Origin of the sequence: Mucilaginibacter polytrichastri (genome assembly GCF_001911425.1) — a bacterium.
Lineage (GTDB): Bacteria > Bacteroidota > Bacteroidia > Sphingobacteriales > Sphingobacteriaceae > Mucilaginibacter > Mucilaginibacter polytrichastri.
The window spans coordinates 5,363,701-5,382,775 of record NZ_MPPL01000001.1; the positions used below are offsets into that span (position 1 = coordinate 5,363,701).

Annotated in this window: 18 protein-coding genes; 12 read left to right on the forward strand and 6 right to left on the reverse strand. The window is 41.3% G+C overall.

The genetic code is table 11. From position 1 onward, the window contains the following. Positions 1-5: 5 nt before the first annotated feature. On the reverse strand, positions 6-149 hold the full coding sequence (locus RG47T_RS26230; protein ID WP_171972589.1) for a DUF6728 family protein: 144 nt from the start codon (positions 147-149) through the stop codon (positions 6-8). Positions 150-215: 66 nt separating this feature from the next. Continuing rightward, positions 216-1,619, reverse strand: a complete 1,404-nt coding sequence (locus tag RG47T_RS23265) for an OmpA family protein (protein WP_317041626.1) — start codon at positions 1,617-1,619, stop codon at positions 216-218. Between the two features lie 108 nt (positions 1,620-1,727). On the opposite strand from RG47T_RS23265, the gene RG47T_RS23270 reads away from it, so the two are divergent. Then, on the forward strand, positions 1,728-3,017 hold the full coding sequence (locus RG47T_RS23270; protein WP_074492256.1) for an aminopeptidase P N-terminal domain-containing protein: 1,290 nt from the start codon (positions 1,728-1,730) through the stop codon (positions 3,015-3,017). Positions 3,018-3,055: 38 nt separating this feature from the next. On the opposite strand, the gene meaB is transcribed toward RG47T_RS23270, so the two are convergent. Next, on the reverse strand, positions 3,056-3,943 hold the full coding sequence (gene meaB, locus RG47T_RS23275) for a methylmalonyl Co-A mutase-associated GTPase MeaB (RefSeq protein WP_074492258.1): 888 nt from the start codon (positions 3,941-3,943) through the stop codon (positions 3,056-3,058). 61 nt (positions 3,944-4,004) lie between these two features. Here meaB and RG47T_RS23280 point away from each other — a divergent pair, with 61 nt between their 5' ends. Next, a complete protein-coding gene (locus RG47T_RS23280) occupies positions 4,005-4,883 on the forward strand; it encodes a glycosyltransferase family protein (RefSeq protein ID WP_074492260.1) in 879 nt (292 codons plus the stop codon). A 253-nt stretch (positions 4,884-5,136) separates the two neighbouring features. Continuing rightward, complete coding sequence (locus RG47T_RS23285) at positions 5,137-6,951, forward strand: ABC transporter ATP-binding protein (RefSeq protein WP_074492261.1); 1,815 nt, start codon at positions 5,137-5,139, stop codon at positions 6,949-6,951. 74 nt (positions 6,952-7,025) lie between these two features. Here RG47T_RS23285 and RG47T_RS23290 read toward each other — a convergent pair whose 3' ends face one another. Continuing rightward, the gene (locus RG47T_RS23290; protein ID WP_171972590.1) at positions 7,026-8,441 is read right to left on the reverse strand and encodes an MAC/perforin domain-containing protein; all 1,416 of its coding nucleotides are present in this window, start codon (positions 8,439-8,441) and stop codon (positions 7,026-7,028) included. A gap of 300 nt (positions 8,442-8,741) precedes the next feature. On the opposite strand from RG47T_RS23290, the gene RG47T_RS23295 reads away from it, so the two are divergent. Next, entirely contained in the window at positions 8,742-9,695 is a 954-nt protein-coding gene (locus RG47T_RS23295) for a nucleotide-diphospho-sugar transferase (protein WP_074492265.1), read from the forward strand. A 239-nt stretch (positions 9,696-9,934) separates the two neighbouring features. Next, positions 9,935-10,531, forward strand: coding sequence for a glycosyltransferase family 4 protein (locus tag RG47T_RS23300; protein ID WP_074492267.1), 597 nt, complete (start codon positions 9,935-9,937; stop codon positions 10,529-10,531). Between the two features lie 99 nt (positions 10,532-10,630). Here RG47T_RS23300 and RG47T_RS23305 read toward each other — a convergent pair whose 3' ends face one another. Continuing rightward, positions 10,631-11,293, reverse strand: coding sequence for a porin family protein (locus RG47T_RS23305; RefSeq protein ID WP_074492269.1), 663 nt, complete (start codon positions 11,291-11,293; stop codon positions 10,631-10,633). Positions 11,294-11,419: 126 nt separating this feature from the next. Between RG47T_RS23305 and RG47T_RS23310 the strand changes: the two genes are divergently transcribed. Continuing rightward, positions 11,420-13,147 (forward strand): glycoside hydrolase family 3 protein, encoded by a 1,728-nt coding sequence (locus tag RG47T_RS23310; RefSeq protein ID WP_074492271.1) that lies wholly within the window; start codon positions 11,420-11,422, stop codon positions 13,145-13,147. Between the two features lie 16 nt (positions 13,148-13,163). Here RG47T_RS23310 and RG47T_RS23315 read toward each other — a convergent pair whose 3' ends face one another. After that, on the reverse strand, positions 13,164-14,009 hold the full coding sequence (locus RG47T_RS23315; protein ID WP_074492274.1) for a hypothetical protein: 846 nt from the start codon (positions 14,007-14,009) through the stop codon (positions 13,164-13,166). A 58-nt stretch (positions 14,010-14,067) separates the two neighbouring features. On the opposite strand from RG47T_RS23315, the gene RG47T_RS23320 reads away from it, so the two are divergent. From RG47T_RS23320 to RG47T_RS26515, 6 genes are all read left to right on the forward strand, one after another. Beyond that, positions 14,068-14,637, forward strand: coding sequence for a hypothetical protein (locus tag RG47T_RS23320; RefSeq protein ID WP_074492277.1), 570 nt, complete (start codon positions 14,068-14,070; stop codon positions 14,635-14,637). A 280-nt stretch (positions 14,638-14,917) separates the two neighbouring features. Beyond that, positions 14,918-15,778 carry a glycoside hydrolase family 16 protein gene (locus RG47T_RS23325; RefSeq protein WP_074492280.1) on the forward strand — a complete coding sequence of 287 codons (861 nt, stop codon included), beginning with the start codon at positions 14,918-14,920 and terminating at the stop codon, positions 15,776-15,778. Positions 15,779-15,890: 112 nt separating this feature from the next. After that, positions 15,891-16,958, forward strand: coding sequence for a DUF6515 family protein (locus RG47T_RS23330; RefSeq protein ID WP_074492282.1), 1,068 nt, complete (start codon positions 15,891-15,893; stop codon positions 16,956-16,958). 176 nt (positions 16,959-17,134) lie between these two features. Continuing rightward, complete coding sequence (locus tag RG47T_RS23335) at positions 17,135-18,214, forward strand: SGNH/GDSL hydrolase family protein (RefSeq protein WP_074493706.1); 1,080 nt, start codon at positions 17,135-17,137, stop codon at positions 18,212-18,214. A gap of 61 nt (positions 18,215-18,275) precedes the next feature. Continuing rightward, entirely contained in the window at positions 18,276-18,623 is a 348-nt protein-coding gene (locus RG47T_RS23340) for a four-helix bundle copper-binding protein (RefSeq protein ID WP_074492284.1), read from the forward strand. A 72-nt stretch (positions 18,624-18,695) separates the two neighbouring features. Next, positions 18,696-19,075: flavodoxin family protein (locus tag RG47T_RS26515; protein WP_216351099.1), on the forward strand; the 380-nt coding region annotated here is incomplete at its 3' end.

Consider the following 19,075-nt stretch of genomic DNA (forward strand, 5'->3'; position numbering starts at 1 on the left):
GTATTTCACTTTTTGATAAAGAATACATCAATCAGTTTCCAGATAATACCGGCTAAAAACATAACAATGGCCAGTGCATTAATAAAATGCATTACTCTCAGGTTAAAGTTATCCGGCCGGTTTGGATCTTTTTTGCGAAAGAAGTACATAAAACAAAGTTAAACAAAAAAGGCGTCCCGATGGGACGCCTTTTCGTAATACTAATTTTGTGTTAATTATTTTTGAACGAATTCAACACGACGGTTTTGTACACGTCCTTCTTCGGTTGAATTGTCAGCGATAGGTCTAGTTTCACCTAAGCCTTTAACTTTTACACGTCTAGCTTCAACACCAGAGTTAACTAAGTAAGTTTTTACAGAGTTAGCACGGTCTTTAGATAGGTGCATATTGTGAGCGGCAGTACCTTCAGATGAGGCGAAACCGTCTAATTCAAGAGATTTAGCAGTGTTAGCACGTAGGTCAGCAGAAACAGCATCTAAAGTTGGGTAAGATGAAGTTCTTAATACAGAGCTATCAAAGTCAAACTGGATGTTTGTGTAAGCAGCCGGAGCAGCAGCACCACCAACCATAACAGTATCTTTCTTCAATGGGCAACCTGAACCATCAACTACAGTACCTGCAGGAGTGTTAGGGCATTTGTCAAATTGATCAGAAACACCGTCACCGTCAGAATCTTTTTTCAGGTCGTTAACTGCGTTTTCAACATTAGTAACACGGCCTTTTAAAGCTTCAACTTCTTGACGTAAAGCTGCATCGTATAATTCGTCATACATCATAGCTACTGGATTAACCCAGTCTAAGTTTGCTTTAGATTTAGGACCGAAAGTATACTCTAAACCAGCATAACCGTAAGAATATTTGTCTTTAGAAGGGTAACCTCTGTTTAAACCATCAAGGATGTCATCATCAGTGAAGTTTTCAGTGTAACCTAAGTTCAGAGCCCATGCATCAGCCAGACGGAATTTAACGCCTACACCTACAGGGATAACTAAACTTTTAACATAGTGCTTAGAACCGTCTGCATTGCTGTAAACAAAATCAGTACCGTTACCTAATACCATAGTAGGGTTATACCATACTAAACCAGCACCAGCTGTAACGAAGAAATTGATTGCGTTTTTGCGACGTAAGTAATCGATAGTTGCAACGTTTACAACACCAGTAATGGTTCCGCTGTAAAATTTAGTTGAGAAAGATTGACGATCATCACGGAAACCGTTAAGAGCATCTTTGTTGTTTCCTTCTAATTTACCACCATTGAAGTTACCTTGGATACCGAATGAGTGAGCAACTTGCCATCTCAAAGTAGCTCCGTAACCGTAGCTAGTTTTCCAGTTAGTGTAATCATTAGAACCACCGGTAGCAACAACAGGTGCGGTTACACCTCCGTTAATCCCGAAGCTCCAGGTGTTGTACTGTCCTCTACCGCCAAATACCTTAGCTGTAGTAGTGCCAGAAGTTTTAGTAGTGGTGTCTGTGGTAGTAGTAGTGGTCGAAGTCTGTGCTTGCACCATACCTACTGCCATCAAAGACGCAACTGACAAAGCAACTGTTTTCTTTAATGTAGAATAGTTCATAGTTTTTAGATTAAACAAATTTAATTGTGATTTTTTTTTCAAAATTAGTAATTATGTTTGAAACGTTACCAAACACCGTTCCAAAACTGTTAAATAGTTAGACAAATAGAAGAAAAATTTGTTTAATAAATGTACAATGAAAAAAGAAGTATGAAATATACATCCATAAACAATGATTTATTTACTACTAATAGAAAAAATTTCGTTTCGCGATTAAAGCCGCAGTCAATAGCACTGTTTCATTCTAATGAAGAATTTAACCGCAGCGGAGACCAAAACTACACTTTTAAACAAAATCCAGACTTTTTTTATCTTTCGGGCATAGACCAGGAACAAAGTATACTGTTGCTTTTTCCGGATTGTCCTAATCCACTATACAAAGAAGTACTCTTTTTAAGACAAACCAACGAGCACATTGCTATTTGGGAGGGCCATAAGTATACCAAAGAAGAGGCTTTTTCGGCATCGGGTATTAAAACAGTATTTTGGCTGGATAGTTTTACCAGCATTTTGCACAGTATTATCAACTATGCCGACAATGTGTATATTAATACAAACGAAAATGACAGGTATGTATACGAGATGCCAACTCGTGATATTCGTAAATTTGAAGAATTAAAGCTGAAATATCCTTTACATAATTACATTCGCTCGGCACCAATACTGCGCGATTTGCGGGTGATAAAATCTGACATAGAGGTTGAGCTGACTAAAAAGGCTTGTGCTATTACTAATGATGCTTTTAAACGTGTGCTTAAATTTGTAAAGCCCGGCGTAGCGGAGTACGAAATTGAAGCCGAGATTATCCATGAATTTATCAGGCAGCGTGCAACCGGCCATGCTTACAGCCCCATCATAGCTTCGGGGGCCAATGCAAATGTGCTGCATTATATTGATAATAACCAGATTTGTAAAGATGGAGATGTAATTCTGTTTGATTTTGGTGCCGAATACGCCAATTACAACGCAGATATGAGCCGTTCTGTGCCAGTTAACGGCCGCTTTACACCCCGGCAAAAGGCTGTTTATAATGCAGTGCTGCGGGTGATGCGCCAATCTACCAAGTTATTGGTTGCCGGTGCTATCTGGAATGAATATCATGAAGAGGTAGGCAAAATTATGACCAGCGAATTGATCGGCCTTGGTTTACTTGATGCAACCGATGTTAAAAACCAAAACCCCGCCGCTCCATTATATAAGCAATACTTTATGCACGGCACCTCGCACCACCTTGGTTTAGATGTGCACGATTATGCAAGCCGTTACAAACCATTTGAAGCCGGCAATATTTTAACCTGCGAACCAGGTATCTATATCCCGGCAGAAGGTTTGGGTATCCGTATCGAAAACAATATCCTGATTACTAAAGACGGCAATATTGACCTGATGGCTGATATCCCTGTAGAGGCAGATCATATAGAAGAGATCATGAATTCGTAGAAGCCCCACCTAAATCCTCGCCCGGAAGGGAGGACTTTTCAATACTGTGCAGCAAAGCTGTACAGGTTAAACTGAGTATCATTCTTTAAAGCTTCGGCAATTTGTTGCCGGAGCTTTTTTTTGTCAATATCGGCCATGCGATGCTCCTTTATAATATGATATGCTTTCTCAGCCGTTAAAAACACCTTACGTTCGTTGTTTTTTGGTGTTTGATAGTGGATGAAGGTTGCAATTTCACCTACTCCTTCGTTTTGCGAAGCCACCGTTTTAAACACCGGGATATTATCGTGCTGGTCAGTCAATAGCTTTTTTAGCTTGCCTGCAAACTCATTAGCACCGGCGCGATCGGCCTTGTTAACAATAAAGGCATCGGCAATTTCCATTAAGCCCGATTTAATGTTCTGGATCTCGTCGCCCGCTTCCGGTACCAATACCACCATGGTAATATCAGCCAGCCCGGCAATCTCCACTTCAGACTGGCCTACGCCTACGGTTTCAATCAGCACATAATCAAACTGAGCGGCGCGCAGTACATCTGCCATTTCGATGGTTTTGGCCGACAGGCCACCCAGAGAACCTCGTGTAGCCAGTGAACGAATATATACCTGCTGGTTGTTAAAATGCGGAACCATCCTGATTCTGTCGCCCAGTAATGAGCCGAAATTGAATGGCGAAGTAGGGTCGATAGCTAAAACAGCAATGTGTTTGCCGCCTGTAATCAGTTCGGTAATCAAGTTATTAACCAGCGTGCTTTTACCTGCACCCGGCGGGCCGGTTATGCCAATAACAGGTGTGCTATTATTAAAAGGCAATGCTTGTAAAAGATTGGCCGCCCCGGCAAGGCTATTTTCTACCACGGTTAGTGCCCGTGCCACCGACCGGAAGTTACTATAATGAGGTATTTTAATTTGCCCTGTGCCTGCCATCTAATAACAAATGTATTGAAATTACAGTATCATGCCGATACCTTATATTTGCTGCCATTAAATGAAAATAGCAGGTTTTACCTTTATCAGAAACGCCGTTAAAAATGACTATCCCGTTGTGGAGGCCATTACATCCATATTGCCCATTTGCGATGAGTTTGTGGTAGCACTTGGCAATTGCAACGATGGCACCGAGCAGTTGCTACTCGGCATCAATTCGCCTAAAATAAAAATTATCCATACCGTTTGGGATGAATCATTGCGCGATGGTGGGTCTGTATTTGCTGTGGAAACCGACAAGGCTTTTAAGGCAATATCACCCGATGCCGATTGGGCTTTTTACATCCAGGGTGATGAGTGCGTACACGAGCGATATTTGCCGGTAATAAAAAAAGCAATGGAAGATAATTTGAGCGATGCCAGTATAGAAGGATTGCTTTTAAAATATCTACACTTTTATGGTTCGTATGACTATTACGGCCATTCGCGCCGCTGGTACCGTAGGGAGATCCGCGTGTTGCGTAATAATAAAGCCATTCACTCCTATCGTGATGCGCAGGGTTTCCGCTGGGCCGACAGGAAGATCAATGTTAAACTGATCGACGCTTATATCTATCATTATGGCTGGGTGAAACCACCAAAAGGATTGGAAAGTAAGCTGCGTAATTTTAACCAGTTTTATCATGATGATAGCTGGCTGGAAGAGAACCTGCCGCAAACTTTTGAGTTTAGCTATCACAATGCCGACCGCCTATTGCCGTTTACAGGTACACACCCGGCAGTAATGCAGCCGCGTATTGCGGCCACTAACTGGAAACTCAACATCGATTTGGATAAGTTGAAAAAACAGATGACGTTTCGCCGCAAGGTATTGCAGAAAATAGAAGACCTTACCGGCTGGCGCGTGAGCGAATACCGCAATTATAAAATTATTAAATAATACAACTTGGCAGGCAAATCACTATCGGTTATTATCCCAAAAGCTATACCAGTTTCATTAAAAATGGGGCATTGATCAGCGGTTAGCACACAAAAATTAAAGCGCTAACGCAAGCCAACAATAACGATTTAGGCTTGCAGGAGGTGTTTGCCATTATTCGTAAGTCGGTAAAGGGTAAAAAGTTAACCCGTTTAAAAGCATAAATAGGTAATAACCGCCGTTATTAATATTTTTGCAAACTTTAATATTTTAGATGAAGACTTATTTTCGGCTGCTCTCCTTTGCAAAACCTATAGAGAAGTTTGCTATTCCTTATATACTTGCTACCATACTTACCGTAATATTTAGTACGCTAAACCTGGCCTTGTTGGCTCCTTTATTGAAAGCTTTGTTCTTTCAATCTAAAGCACCCGTACCCAAACCAGCCAGCTGGACCCACGTAATAGATTTGCTAAACTACTATGCACACCAGGCCACTATTGATTATGGCCCGCTTGGTGCGCTTAAGTTTGTTTGCGTTATTATTGTGATCTCTGTACTGTTAAGCAATGTTTTCAGGTACATATCGCAGCGGGTAATGGAAAACCTGCGCATCCATACCCTGCTAAACCTGCGTAAAAGTGTTTTTGATAATGTAATGGATTTGCACCTCGGCTACTTTAGCAATGAGCGTAAAGGCGATATTATATCAAAAGTAGCGTCAGATGTACAGGTGGTGCAATATTCTGTTACAGGTACTTTGCAAGTAATTTTTAAAGAACCTTTAACCATGATAGCCTACCTGGTAACGTTGTTTGCCTTATCAGTTAAGCTCACCCTATTTTCATTACTCATTATACCTGTAGCGGGTTTAATCATTTCGCGCATAGTTAAACGCTTAAAAAGCCAGGCCCAGGCCTCGCACGAAACTTATGGCACCATGATTAGTTACCTGGACGAGGCACTGTCGGGCATGAAGATTATCAAAGCGTTTAATGCCACCAATTACATTAAAGACAGGTTCCACGATCAAAATAAAATGTACTCGAAAATCATCCGGTCTATGGCCAAGCGCCAGCAATCGGCTTCGCCGGTATCTGAGTTTTTGGGTGTTTTAATGGTTGCGGGTATTGTATTATATGGCGGTTCGCTGGTTATCAATCACCAGTCTACGCTTACTGCCGAAAACTTTATTGCTTATATCGCTATCTTCTCGCAGGTAATGCGCCCGGCAAAAGCCATTTCAGATTCGTTTAGTAATATCCACTCGGGTATAGCCGCCGGTGAGCGTGTATTGGAGCTGATAGATACTAAGCCGCTAATTAAAGATGCGCTTGGTGCCAAGCCAATAACCGACTTTAAAGAAGGAATACAGTTTAAAGATGTAACCTTCGCCTATGACGAAAAGGTAGTGTTATCGCACATTAACTTCACCGTACCTAAAGGCAAAACGGTTGCTTTGGTAGGCCCATCGGGTGGTGGTAAATCTACCATGATGGATCTTATCCCACGTTTTATTGAGCCGCAACAAGGTGAGATATTAATAGACGGGCATCATTTAAATTCGTTAACTATAAATTCGGTACGCTCATTAATGGGCGTGGTTAACCAGGAATCGATTCTGTTTAATGATACCATTTATAATAACATTGCCTTTGCCAAGCCCGAAGCTACACCAGAGCAGGTAGAAGCCGCCGCACGTATTGCTAACGCACATAGCTTTATCGAGCATACCGAACAAGGTTATCAAACTAATATTGGCGACCGCGGCACCAAGCTATCAGGCGGCCAGCGTCAGCGTATATGTATTGCCCGCGCAGTGCTGGCCAACCCGCCAATTATGTTGCTAGACGAAGCGACCTCGGCCCTGGATACCGAATCAGAAAAACTGGTGCAGGATGCATTAAATAACCTGATGAAGAACCGAACCTCGTTAATTATTGCCCACCGTTTAAGCACCATACAAAGTGCAGACATTATTATAGTTTTAGAGGCCGGCCGTATTGCAGAACAGGGTACCCATACAGAACTGATTGCAGCCAATGGTTTGTACCGTAAGTTAATTGATATGCAAACCTTTAACGCGTAAACGGAGGTATGTTACTATAACTTTTAGCAGGCTACAACCACAAAAAGGTGATTGCAGCCTGCTCTAAAAGTGTTTTAGTTAATTGCTTTAGGGTAAGCATAAAAACAAATGCCTTGATAGGCCCAATAGGACTGCCCAGCTACAACATTTCTATTAGTTGAATAATAATGATCCGGACTGTTCTGTTTATAGAATGCATAAACCGGTATTGTGCCGGCTACTTGAGTAGTATAGGCATAAAATAAAATCCCGTCTTGATTATATCCTCGTTGTACCCAAGAGAGAGCCGCTGAAGGATCTGTTGTTAGCAAGTGGTCTTGAGATTGGGGGTGGTAATACTGATATACAGGCACGCTGCTGGCATATTGAAATGTATAGGCGTCAAAAGTTTCTCCATAAGCAGTGTAATTAGGGGAACTCGCATTCAAAGATGGATTTAAATTAAATGCGTGTTTGTCGATATTTAAAGCATAAAACTCATATACGGGTGCAGGTAAAAGAGAAGCTTGATTAGCTGCTAAATATTGAATAATATAATTGTGCAAAGCTGAGGCTTTTACTGGATCAGCAATTAACTGAGATATTTCTACTAACCCTGTGCTTCCAATGTCAATTAATTCTGCATTTTGTACAGTAGAACTATTTTGCCAGCTAGTAATGTTTATAGTAGCCGGAGTAGTTCCGTTTAGCGAAATATCACCAATTAACGCTTTTGAGGGATCGCCACCGTGAGTAGCATAATGTAATGTGGAGCTATAGTTTTTACTGCTTTGTGCCGAAGTTGTATTTAGCCCTGTACTAATATTAAATATATTTTTAATTCCTATATCTAAACCAGAAGATGAAGCTGATTTTCTATCCGTGCTTGTGGTTGCAGAGCGGTAAATCATGTCGAGTTTTGCGCCTAATATAGCGTCGGTTAAAACGTGCGTACCATAATGGCTTACAACGTATGCAGCAGACTGGTTTTGTACATCATTTACAAAATTTGCATTTAAATAGTTCTTAAGAAGATCTATTGTTGAGTTAATCTTCAGCCTTTTTTGTTGTATAATGAGATTATAGCTACTGTAAACGTATTGGGATGAAAATGCGGTTGAATCTTTAAAAGCCGCTTTAATTGTGGCTTTGAATTTAGCTGATGTATCTGTCCCTATTGATATATTTGGAGCTATTGTTTTTAAATAGCTTAATGCATCAGAACCGATATTAAGATCTGCAGTCTGAGTTTTCGATAAATCTGTTTCAATTTTGTCTGGATAATCTGCTTTAAGTTGGGCAACGTTTATAATTTGAAATGTTGTAGCACTCGAATTTGCGTATATTCCCAAAACATTATAGCCGTAGCCAAGCACATCCCAGCCGCCATCGCCGGCCGAAAATGTTTTTTTAGTAGGGGTTGGTATTGACTTTTGTTCAGACAGGGTGTCTTGTTTTTTGCACGAAGTCCATAGAGCTACGGCAAATAAAAAAATAGCAATTTTTTTCATGTATTTAAAATGATATGGTTTAGGCATTAAAACCAGTGCAATATTAATTAAACAATGTTAATTTTAGATTAATAAATTTCTTTAAAAGCGTGTAATATTCACTCGAATTTGATTCTGATAGATTAATACTTTCTACTTACTATAGAGAATTTATAACTCTCATGGTACTTTTAAAACAATTATTCGTTTGGATTTAACTGCTTTATATATTGAATATTAACTAACGGCTAATTAGAATACACAAAAAAATCATTTTTTTGTGTAAACGATTATTCATTATTATTTTCCCAATTTTGTAGTGTGAATACTTTCCCTCAAAATAATTATCAAACTAAATCTCCTGTACTATTTATTATTTTTAGCAGGCCCGATACCACCGCACAAGTGTTTGCCGCTATACGTATCGCCCAGCCAAAACGATTATACATCGCAGCAGATGGCCCAAGGATTGCGAAACAAGGCGAGGACAAAAAGTGTGCAGAAACCAGGGATACGGTATTAGCAGCTATTGATTGGGAATGCGAAGTAAAAACACTTTTCAGAGAAAATAACCTAGGCCCTAAAGAGGCTATTTCTTCTGCTATCGACTGGTTTTTTGACAACGAAACAGAGGGGATTATCTTAGAGCATGATTGCCTACCCGCTAACAGCTTTTTTATGTTTTGTGATGCAATGCTCGAAAAGTATAGGTACGATACAAGAATATGGCTTATATCGGGAAGTAATTTAACGAATAAAAAATGGGGCGACGCCTCTTATTACTTTTCTAACTTAACAAATGGCTGGGGCTGGGCCACCTGGAAAAGATCATGGGCGCTATACGATAAAAGCCTTGCTCAATACAAGGCAGAAGATGTAAGGCAACAATTAGAGAAAATATTTGATGATCCTTTAATTGTAGATACCTGGGAACATATTTTCAAAGATACTAAAGCGGGCAAAATAGATACTTGGGATTATCAGATAACGTTTAGCCACCTGTTTAATCACTGTGTTAATATTGTTTCTAACAACAACCTCGTTAGTAACATTGGTTTTGGAGAGCTGGCAGAAAATACGGTCAATGCAGAAAGTATCTTTGCAGCTATACCTTTAGAAACGCTAACCGAAATTAATCACCCCCAATACCTGCTTCCCGAAAAAGAAGCCGACCGGTTAACACTATGGGAAGAGTTTGATTTAGAAGCCCGCTACAAAAGGCATAATAAGCTTAAAAACCGGTTTAAACGGTGGATTAAAGGCCACAAAGGTTAACTACAATTATCTGTAACAAATTAATATTATAAAGCCGGTATTTTTCGTGTAACAAGTAATGCAACAAACTGAAAATAAAAAAACAGTAGCTGTTACATTTCACCTGCCATCATCCGTATTTATAAATAAAGCCCAGAAAGCCATAAGGATTTATGTATTTATGAGCTGGTCTCAATATTTTAGGCAACAAGATGTTGCCTAAATAAAAAACAACGCGCATCCCGGCAGAATAGATATAAATGATATACCAGGGTAGTAACAATAACCAGCAAGCTATTATAGAACAAGTAGCCAACCTGCCTGCAGTTTACTTGTTGTTTGTAGGCGAGCGGGCAAATTATAAAAATTTTTCTCGGCTGCTGCAGTGTTTTGCCGGGTTAAGAAATCAGCACCCCGATCTGCATTTAATTTGTGCAGGGGTGGCATTTGACCAGGAAGAATTGTTGCTGATAGAAAAACTTAAGGTAGAAAACCATTGCAGGCAACTAATAGTAAATGATGCACAGTTAAACTACCTATACCAGCAAGCACAAGTATTTGTGTTTCCATCGTTGTATGAAGGTTTTGGATACCCGTTGTTAACGGCCTTTAAGGTAGGCTGTGCGGTTGCCGCCAGCAATACGAGCAGCTTCCCCGAAGTGGGAGGCGATGCAGTGCATTACTTTGCACCCGATGATACTCACAGCATGTATAAAACCATAGAAGAACTGCTTACAGATACCTCACTCAGAAAGCAATATATAGAAAAAGGGTATGAGCAGTTAAAGCATTTTGCGCTGGCGCGGGAGATTGAAGAAACCCTTAACTTTTATACAAAAGTAACAAGCCGCCAATAAGCTGCGCTTACATGTTGCATTAGATATGTAAATAAAAAAAAGTCATCCGGAAACAATGCCCCGGATGACCTATCATCAATCATTTACACAAAACAAAACTTAAAATCTGAAACCTAAGCCAAACTGCCAAACTTGGTTACGGTAATTAGGTATATAGGTATCGCCGTTATCATTAATACGGTCAAAGTCTAAGGTATAGCGGGCACGCAATTCAATATTTTGGCTCAGGTCAAAACTTACACCGGCCACACCGTCAATCAGTGTTTTATTGTACCCGTTGCTGCTGTTGTTATAAGATTGCTGTGTGGTTTGCGAAAACCCGTTATCAAACGTATTGGTAGTAGATACCAGGAATGAAATTTGCGGGCCTACCAAAATATTAAAGCCTGGTACCACATGGATCTTGGCTAACAAAGGCACATCAATATAATCGGTACGTTGTTTAAACTGGCCAAAGTTGGTTTGCGAAGTATAACCTTTTTGCGAGTACAACACCTCTGGCGCAAATGATAGTGGGTAAATAATAGGCAGGTCTAAACCAACACCTACATTAAGGCCAATTTTGGTATCAGAGCCGTAAGTGTAATTGCCATTACCTTTAATAATATTAGCCACGTTAACGCCACCAATAATGCTGAAAGCAGGGCGGAAATTATTGTTGTAGGTGTTTTCCTGACGGCGTTGGCGCGGTCGGTAAAACTGCGCACTAACTGTGCCAGCCATTAAAAGTAGTGCTATTGCAACAAAGAAGTGTTTTTTCATAACTATGTTTATTTATTTTCGTAAATCTATTTTTAGAGCAGATAGAACCATAAAGGTTTATTTGTTGTTAAAATATTTAATTAAGGCTCAGTTAATTGGCTGTACCTCAAAAAGAAAAACTATCTGATGACCGTTTGTAAAAAAATCCGCTGCTTATCCCTATTGCTCTTCTTTTGTATCGTAACACTTTGTGCATCAGCACAACAGCAACCATTTATAACCTCGCTATCGGTACAAAATCATTGGGTAGATTCGGTTTATAAAAAACTTAGTAAAAAGCACCGGGTTGCACAATTATTATTTGTACGCGCCCACACCAACAGGGGGCAGGCCTATGCCGACTCGGTTGGGCAGGTGATAAAAAACCAGCAAGTGGGTGGCCTGGTATTCTTTCAGGGTGGCCCCGGCCGGCAGGCCGATCTTGTAAACACTTACCAGCAATTGGCCCAGGTGCCGCTGTTAATTGCTATGGATGGCGAATGGGGTTTGGGCATGCGCCTGGATTCGACCATTGCCTTCCCTTATCAGATGACGCTCGGCGCCATACAAGACAACCAGCTTATTTACAAAATGGGGCAGGAAGTAGCCGCGCAGTTTAAACGCATTGGTGCGCAAATGAACTTTGCGCCCGATATGGATGTAAATAACAACCCTGATAACCCGGTAATCAACTACCGCTCATTTGGTGATAATAAATATAATGTGGCCGAAAAAGGGATTGCCTATATGCAGGGTATGCAAAGCGGTGGCTTGTTAACCACAGCCAAACACTTCCCCGGCCATGGTGATACCAATGTAGATTCGCATCAGGATTTGCCGCAACTCCCTTTTAGCCGTGCACGTTTAGATTCGCTGGAAGAATACCCTTTCCGCGAAGCGATTAAAGCCGGCATCAGTGGTATTATGATCGCCCATATGAACATCCCATCGCTGGATACCACGGCGCGTTTGCCTTCAACCCTTTCGCGCCCTATTATTACCGGGATACTGAAAGATTCGCTGGGTTTTAAAGGCCTGGTAGTATCAGATGCAATGGAAATGAAGGGGGTAACCAAGTTTTTCCCTAACGGGGAGGCAGACGTACGCGCATTTTTGGCCGGGAATGATATTCTGGAACTATCAGAAAATTCGGACCGCGCTATCAAAATGATCCGCAAGGCTATACGGAAAGATGAAATTACAAAAGATGAATTTGTAGCTAAGGTAAAAAAAGTGCTTGCCGCTAAATATTGGGTTGGGTTAAATCATTATGAGCCTGTAAATACAACTAACCTAAGTGCAGCTATTAATAATACATCCGCTAAAGCATTAGTACAACAATTAGGTGATGCTGCGATTACGCTGCTGAAGGGCGATAGCCTGATTGGTAAACTGGATGTTACCAAGCGTACTGCGCTGGTCAGCATCGGGGCAACTGCGTTAACGCCATACCAGCAGGAGCTCGGCCATTATTTTACCAATAGTATGCCGTTTTATATCCCTAAAGATATGTCGGTTGCCGATATGAATACCATGTTGCAAGGTTTAAAAGGCTTCGACCAGGTTATTGTCGGTGTGCATGATATGCGCCTTCGCCCGGCCAGTAAACTCGATTACAGCAGTAATGTGAAGCTAATGATTGCAGAACTGGCGGGCAAACCCAATAGCGTTATCAGCGTATTTGCTAACCCCTACACCATAGCCGGCCTGCCCGGCCTGGAAAAAGCAGGAGCCTTGCTGGCTTGCTATCAAAAAGATGATTTTATGCAACTGGCAGCTGTAAAAGTAATTACCGGGCAAATTAAGCCAACCGGTAAATTACCGGTAAGTATCAATTCGTTTTTTACTAATGGGATGGGGATTGTAATGCGTTAGCAGCTAATTGCTGATACTATTTACCTTTCAGCCAGTTCTTAATTCGCTTAAAAATGTCATCCTTGCGTGGCTTGGGTTTGCCATCGTGGGTTAGCTGGTCATCGTAATGCAGTTGCAGTTCCGATGCGTAAGCTGCATGTAAAGGGTATTGCTTTAACTCATTGATATAAGGCAATACGCGGTCATTCAACGCACTGTTTTGCGATATGGTTTGATAACCGCTCCGCAAAGCAGGGTTGTAATTCAGGTTAATCTCCTGGTATCCATTCTCTGCAAAGTAATCAACCTGGAAAATTTCGGGGTTCAATTTTTTAAGGCGTTTAGTCCCTTTACGTTCATTACGCCAGGGGTGCTCATCTTTGGGTAACTGGTTCAATAAATATTCCTTGTCCCAAATGGTAACCTGGTGCGACATCAGGTACCCCGATTTTTCATTATCCAGTTGCGCAACCGTAAAGCCTTCAACCTGGTAACCGGTAGGGTTAGTTTGGTATACATCAGAGCTGGTGAGTTTTACCTGTTTCCAATTATTACTTTCTATCAGTTTAAATAATTCTTTAAAAAAAGTAGCATCTACAGGTTTATCCAGCCACATATCCTCCTGGAAATAGATCACATATTTTTCTTTGACTTCATTTCGCAGCAAATGAGCCAATCGGTCTGACCATTGCCCTGAACCTGAACGAATATTTCTGAACCCATTTATATTCACCTCCAGGTTTTCTGTAGCGAAGTAATAAGTACAGGGAATACTAAAATCCCAATATTTATTAAAAAACGCAGAGAAGCCGGGATATAAAAACTGGTACCTGTCGCACGTGTGCACAAGCAAAGCAAAGTTGGGCTGGTTTTTTGTAGTCATATTAAACAGGTATGCAAAAATACAATTAGCTTTATCAATTTAACGGTTAAATATATTCATGTCATCGCACCACATCGTTCGTGAAAAACAAGAACCTGCTTTATTGGTATTAAGCATGGCAGATTTCGCTTTTGAACTACTTGGCCAACTGCTGGAGTGGAGCCCCACTCTAATAGCCATCCCCGAAACGGCTATACAGCTTCATGATAACCAAATTAAAATAGACTGGCTTATAGCCAATGAACCCATCAATGATCTGCAGTCGGACGTAAAGCTGATGCTCGTTGAGCATGAACTTTATCTCGAGACAGCACTATTCCACTTAATAGACCAGGGTTACCGAGCCGTTAATATTATTACCGACAACTTTAACGCGGATAAGTATTTGCCCTATGCAGAACAGATTGACTTGGTGATTTACCAGCATGATGAAAAAATTTACCCCATTAAACCGGGATTTAGTAAATGGACACCCGCAGGTGATATTGTTAAGTTGATAAGCCAGCCCACGCAATTAACATATACTGGTTTAAAACCCTTAAATGAAACCACGTTTGAAACTGCTGCTGATGGCTTTTTTACCATGGAATTTAATCAACCCTACTTATTTATTGCAGAGACTATCTAGGCAAACATGAGTCTGGTAATAAGCCGTTAATGACGATATAGTTAAAAACTATATCATTTTTGTTTGATATATGATTTTTAAAATTGCGTCTAAAATCCTTTCTAAAATAACGACTTTGTTAACATTGAGCTTTTGATATGTCAATAGAATAGTTGATATATCTAATCAACAAAACGGCCGGGCTAATAGGCAAAATGCTTCAATAGCAAACAATATTTTCATCATAATAACCGTATATATAATTGCAAGCCTGTATATTAGGTTACCAATTAACCAATTTATGCCATCTTCTTATAAAGTTATTATCATGTCGTTAGGCATTAGCCTGCTGTCATGTTCAAGCAAAACTGCTACGCCCGGACCAAGTGGTAATACGGGTACAGATAATCATGCTGTAACCGATAAAACCTATCTGTTTGATACCACGCCAACCTGGGCCGAAGAATTTAATACCGGCAGCCAGCCCGATACCAGCAAATGGGGTTATGATATAGGTGGCGATGGGTGGGGCAACCACGAAATGGAATATTACACCAACGGCAACAACGTAGCCATTAATAATGGCAACCTTATTATTACCACCCGTAAAGAAAACGTGGGCAGCAACAAATATTCGTCGGCACGTTTGTTTTCTAAGGGTGCGGGTAATTTTACTTATGGCCGCATTGAGGTTCGGGCAAAAATTCCGGGCGGCAAAGGTACCTGGCCTGCTATATGGATGCTGCCTACAGATAATGCCTACGGTGCATGGCCCAACTCGGGCGAAATGGATATGATGGAACACGTAGGTTACGATCCTTATAATATTTATGTAACCATGCATACTGGTGCATACAACCATACCATTAACACGCAAAAAGGCGTTACTATTAATGTACCCACAGCAATAAGTGATTACCATACTTACCGGATAGATTGGACACCAGCCTCGGTAACTGCTTTTATTGACGATAACCAGGTAATGGTATTTAAAAATGAAGGTACCGGTTATATGGTATGGCCTTTTGATAAGCGCTTTCACCTGATGCTTAATGTAGCAGTTGGTGGCGATTGGGGCGGGCTACAAGGTGTGGATGATTCATCTTTCCCATGTACTATGCAGATAGATTACATAAGGATTTACAAAGTAACTAACCTATAATGTCATTTAATTGTAGCCTTAACAAAAATTTAAAGTACGATTAAACTTTTTTAGCTGCGAAAGGTCATATTAATACCAACAGCAATAAAAGGCTGAAATTGAAGGTTAAATTATGAAACGCATATATCAATTATTCTCATTAACAGTTGTAACCGGGTTATTAACCCTGTTTGTAGCAACAAATGCTGATGCCCAACGTGGCGGTGGCGGACACGGCGGTGGAGGCGGAGGCGGTGGCTCGCACAGCGGCGGTGGTGGAGGCGGTGGCTTCCATGGCGGCGGCGGTGGTGGCGGTGGTCGTCCAAGCGGTGGTGGCGGCTTTTCAGGCGGCCGTCCAGGTGGTGGCGGCGGTCATGTAGTTACCGGGCCGCGCGGCGGTTTTAATAACGGTGGTCGTCCGGGTGGCGGTTATGCACAAGGCGGCCAGGGCCATTATGGCTTTAACCGTGGAGGATACGGCGGTGGCCGTCCGGGTTATGCCCCGGGCAGAGGCGGTTATTACAGGCCTGGTGCAGGTGGGTACTACCGCGGTGGTGGATACAGAGGCGGCTATTATGGTGGTTTCAGAGGTGGCTTTTACAATCATGGTGGTTTTTATGGCCGCTATTATGCACCTCGTTTAGGTTTCAGCATCGGTATATTGCCTTATGGATACTATCCGTTCTACTTCGGCCCCGACCAATATTTTTATAGCGGAGGTTATTACTACCAACAAAATGATAATAATCAATATACTGTAGTTGAACCGCCAATAGGCGCAGAAATTACAAGCCTGCCATCAAATGTACAATCTATAGTAATTGATGGTACGCAATACTACGAGGCTAATGGCGTGTATTACCTGCCAATAACAAGGGATGACGGTTCACAAGCTTACCAGATAGCTGGGAAAGACGGTCAATTATCTACAGGTGCGGGTGATTATCAGGATGATTCTAACAATCAGCAGGATCAGAATTATGCACCACAGCAGCAGCAACAACAACAGGTTCAGCCGCAACGCCAGCAAAATATATTACAGCCCGGTGATGTTGTACAAGCCTTGCCGCCAAATTGCAGAAAAGTAAGCATTGATAATGAAAAATACTATGTAGATCCGGCAGGTATTTATTACCACGAAGAACGCGACCAATATGGCCAAAAAGTTTACCGTGTAACTGACGTTAATAACGGAAATTAAGAGAAATTAAGTTTAATATTTTCTATAGTGTTTTGACAAGGGGGATGAAGGCATAAGCTTTCATCCCTTTTTTATGTAATTGCTGATAGTATTGCTGTAAAGTATCATCTATATTTTTCATTGTTGGGCATCGGTATAAAATGATCTTATATTTAAGCGGTCAATTATTAAAAATCATGAAGCATTATCTCTGCCTGTTATTATGCCTAGCTGTGTGTTTTACACAAGCTAAAAGCAAAACTAACGTTAAATCTAATCTTGTTGTTTTTGCAGCCAATAACCCTAAAATACAATACACAGGGCGGATAGATTTTACCAACCCTTTAAAGCCGCGTTTCTGGTCGCCGGCGGTTTATGTACAGGCCCGTTTTAAGGGTACTTCATGCACTATTATGTTAAACGATGAAGTTTTATACGGCACTACCCATAACTATATAGAGGTTGTGATTGATAACCAAAAACCCGTTCGTTTGCAAACCAACGGCAAAACCAATGTAATTAAAGCTGCCGAAAACCTGCCTTACGGCGTGCATACCATCACGATTTGCAAAGACACAGAATCGGGCATCGGTTACCTGGAGTTTACCGGCATTAAATGTGCCGAACTGCTCTCCCTGCCAGCCAAGCCAAGCCGTAAAATAGAATATATTGGCGATTCTATTACCTGTGGCAGCAGTATGGATATGACAGCAATAGCTTGCGGTAAAGGCACATGGTACGATCAGCATAATGCGTATATGAGCTATGGGCCATTAACTTCGCGTGCGCTAAATGCGCAATATGTGCTAAGTTCGGTATCAGGTATCGGGCTTATTCATAGCTGCTGCGATATGAAGATCCAGATGCCGCAGGTATTTGATAAGATAAATATGCGTACAGATTCTATTAAATGGAATTTTACCCAATATCAGCCCGATGTGGTTACCGTTTGTTTAGGCCAAAATGACGGCATCCAGGATTCTACCGCCTACTGCAGCGCTTATGTAAAGTTTATAGGAGATATCAGGATGCATTATCCTAAAGCCGATATTGTGTGCTTAACCAGCCCAATGGGCGATTCTACCCTTACGCCAGTGCTCAAGAAATACATCACCTCCATTAATAATTATGTAAACCATGCCGGTGATGAAAAGGTGACCCATTACTTTTTTAGCAAACGATATTTTCATGGCTGCGGCACGCACCCGGATATGGCCGAGCATCGGGAAATAGCCGAAGAACTCACCGTTTACCTTAAGCAATTAAAAAACTGGTAGCTAATTTATTTAAAACATAGTGCCGTATGGATGCTTTATTATATATACAAACATCAATACTATGGAACACAATCATAACCACCAGGCACTAATCCAAAAATTATTGGATTGTGTATTAGCATGCGAGCATTGCGCTACCGCATGCCTTGGCGAAGAGGAAGTTAAATATATGGTCAATTGCATTGTGCTCGACAGAGACTGTGCAGATATTTGCAATATCGGCGCACGTTTATTACAACGCGACTCTATTATTGCACATCAATACCTTGTTTTGTGCGAAGAAATTTGCCGCCTTTGTGCCACTGAATGTGCAAAGCACGATATGGAGCATTGCCAAGCGTGTGCCGAGGCTTGCCGCCAGTGTGCCGAGGCCTGCCATGCGCACCACGAACCAATTACCCAGGATTAATTATTCAATCAGTTTAATTTATTTACAGACCGGACGGATAACATCTATCCGGTCTTTTTCATTTATCTTTTTATGAAAGCTATTATATTTAACTGTACGCTAAAGCCATCGCCCATTGTATCGAACACAGAAGCGTTGGCCAATGAAGTAATTAAAGAGCTGGAACGGCTTGGGGCCGAAACCAAATTGATCCGTATAGCAGATCATGATGTTAAGGCGGGTTCAAAGTCTGACATGGGCAATGGTGACGCCTGGCCCGCGATATTGGAAGAACTATTGGCTTCTGATATTTTGATTATGGCCAGCCCTACCTGGGTAGGCCAAATGTCGAGTGTGGCCATGCGGGTGCTGGAACGTATGAATGGACTTTATCCTGTAAAAAACAATAGCGGCATGCCGGTTAACTTTAATAAAGTGGCGGGCTTTGTAGTTACCGGCGAAGAAGATGGTGC

What these genes read in the sequence shown, in the direction of transcription:
- meaB (WP_074492258.1), bottom strand. Translation starts at nt 3,943, where the DNA reads ATGGCAGGCACAGGGCAAATTAAAATACCTCATTATAGTAACTTCCGG.
- RG47T_RS23305 (WP_074492269.1), bottom strand. Translation starts at nt 11,293, where the DNA reads ATGAAAAAACACTTCTTTGTTGCAATAGCACTACTTTTAATGGCTGGC.
- RG47T_RS23340 (WP_074492284.1), top strand. Translation starts at nt 18,276, where the DNA reads ATGGAACACAATCATAACCACCAGGCACTAATCCAAAAATTATTGGAT.
- RG47T_RS26230 (WP_171972589.1), bottom strand. Translation starts at nt 149, where the DNA reads ATGTACTTCTTTCGCAAAAAAGATCCAAACCGGCCGGATAACTTTAAC.
- RG47T_RS23270 (WP_074492256.1), top strand. Translation starts at nt 1,728, where the DNA reads ATGAAATATACATCCATAAACAATGATTTATTTACTACTAATAGAAAA.
- RG47T_RS23335 (WP_074493706.1), top strand. Translation starts at nt 17,135, where the DNA reads ATGAAGCATTATCTCTGCCTGTTATTATGCCTAGCTGTGTGTTTTACA.
- RG47T_RS23290 (WP_171972590.1), bottom strand. Translation starts at nt 8,441, where the DNA reads ATGAAAAAAATTGCTATTTTTTTATTTGCCGTAGCTCTATGGACTTCG.
- RG47T_RS23285 (WP_074492261.1), top strand. Translation starts at nt 5,137, where the DNA reads ATGAAGACTTATTTTCGGCTGCTCTCCTTTGCAAAACCTATAGAGAAG.
- RG47T_RS23330 (WP_074492282.1), top strand. Translation starts at nt 15,891, where the DNA reads ATGAAACGCATATATCAATTATTCTCATTAACAGTTGTAACCGGGTTA.
- RG47T_RS23325 (WP_074492280.1), top strand. Translation starts at nt 14,918, where the DNA reads ATGCCATCTTCTTATAAAGTTATTATCATGTCGTTAGGCATTAGCCTG.
- RG47T_RS23280 (WP_074492260.1), top strand. Translation starts at nt 4,005, where the DNA reads ATGAAAATAGCAGGTTTTACCTTTATCAGAAACGCCGTTAAAAATGAC.
- RG47T_RS23315 (WP_074492274.1), bottom strand. Translation starts at nt 14,009, where the DNA reads ATGACTACAAAAAACCAGCCCAACTTTGCTTTGCTTGTGCACACGTGC.
- RG47T_RS23320 (WP_074492277.1), top strand. Translation starts at nt 14,068, where the DNA reads ATGTCATCGCACCACATCGTTCGTGAAAAACAAGAACCTGCTTTATTG.
- RG47T_RS23310 (WP_074492271.1), top strand. Translation starts at nt 11,420, where the DNA reads ATGACCGTTTGTAAAAAAATCCGCTGCTTATCCCTATTGCTCTTCTTT.
- RG47T_RS23300 (WP_074492267.1), top strand. Translation starts at nt 9,935, where the DNA reads ATGATATACCAGGGTAGTAACAATAACCAGCAAGCTATTATAGAACAA.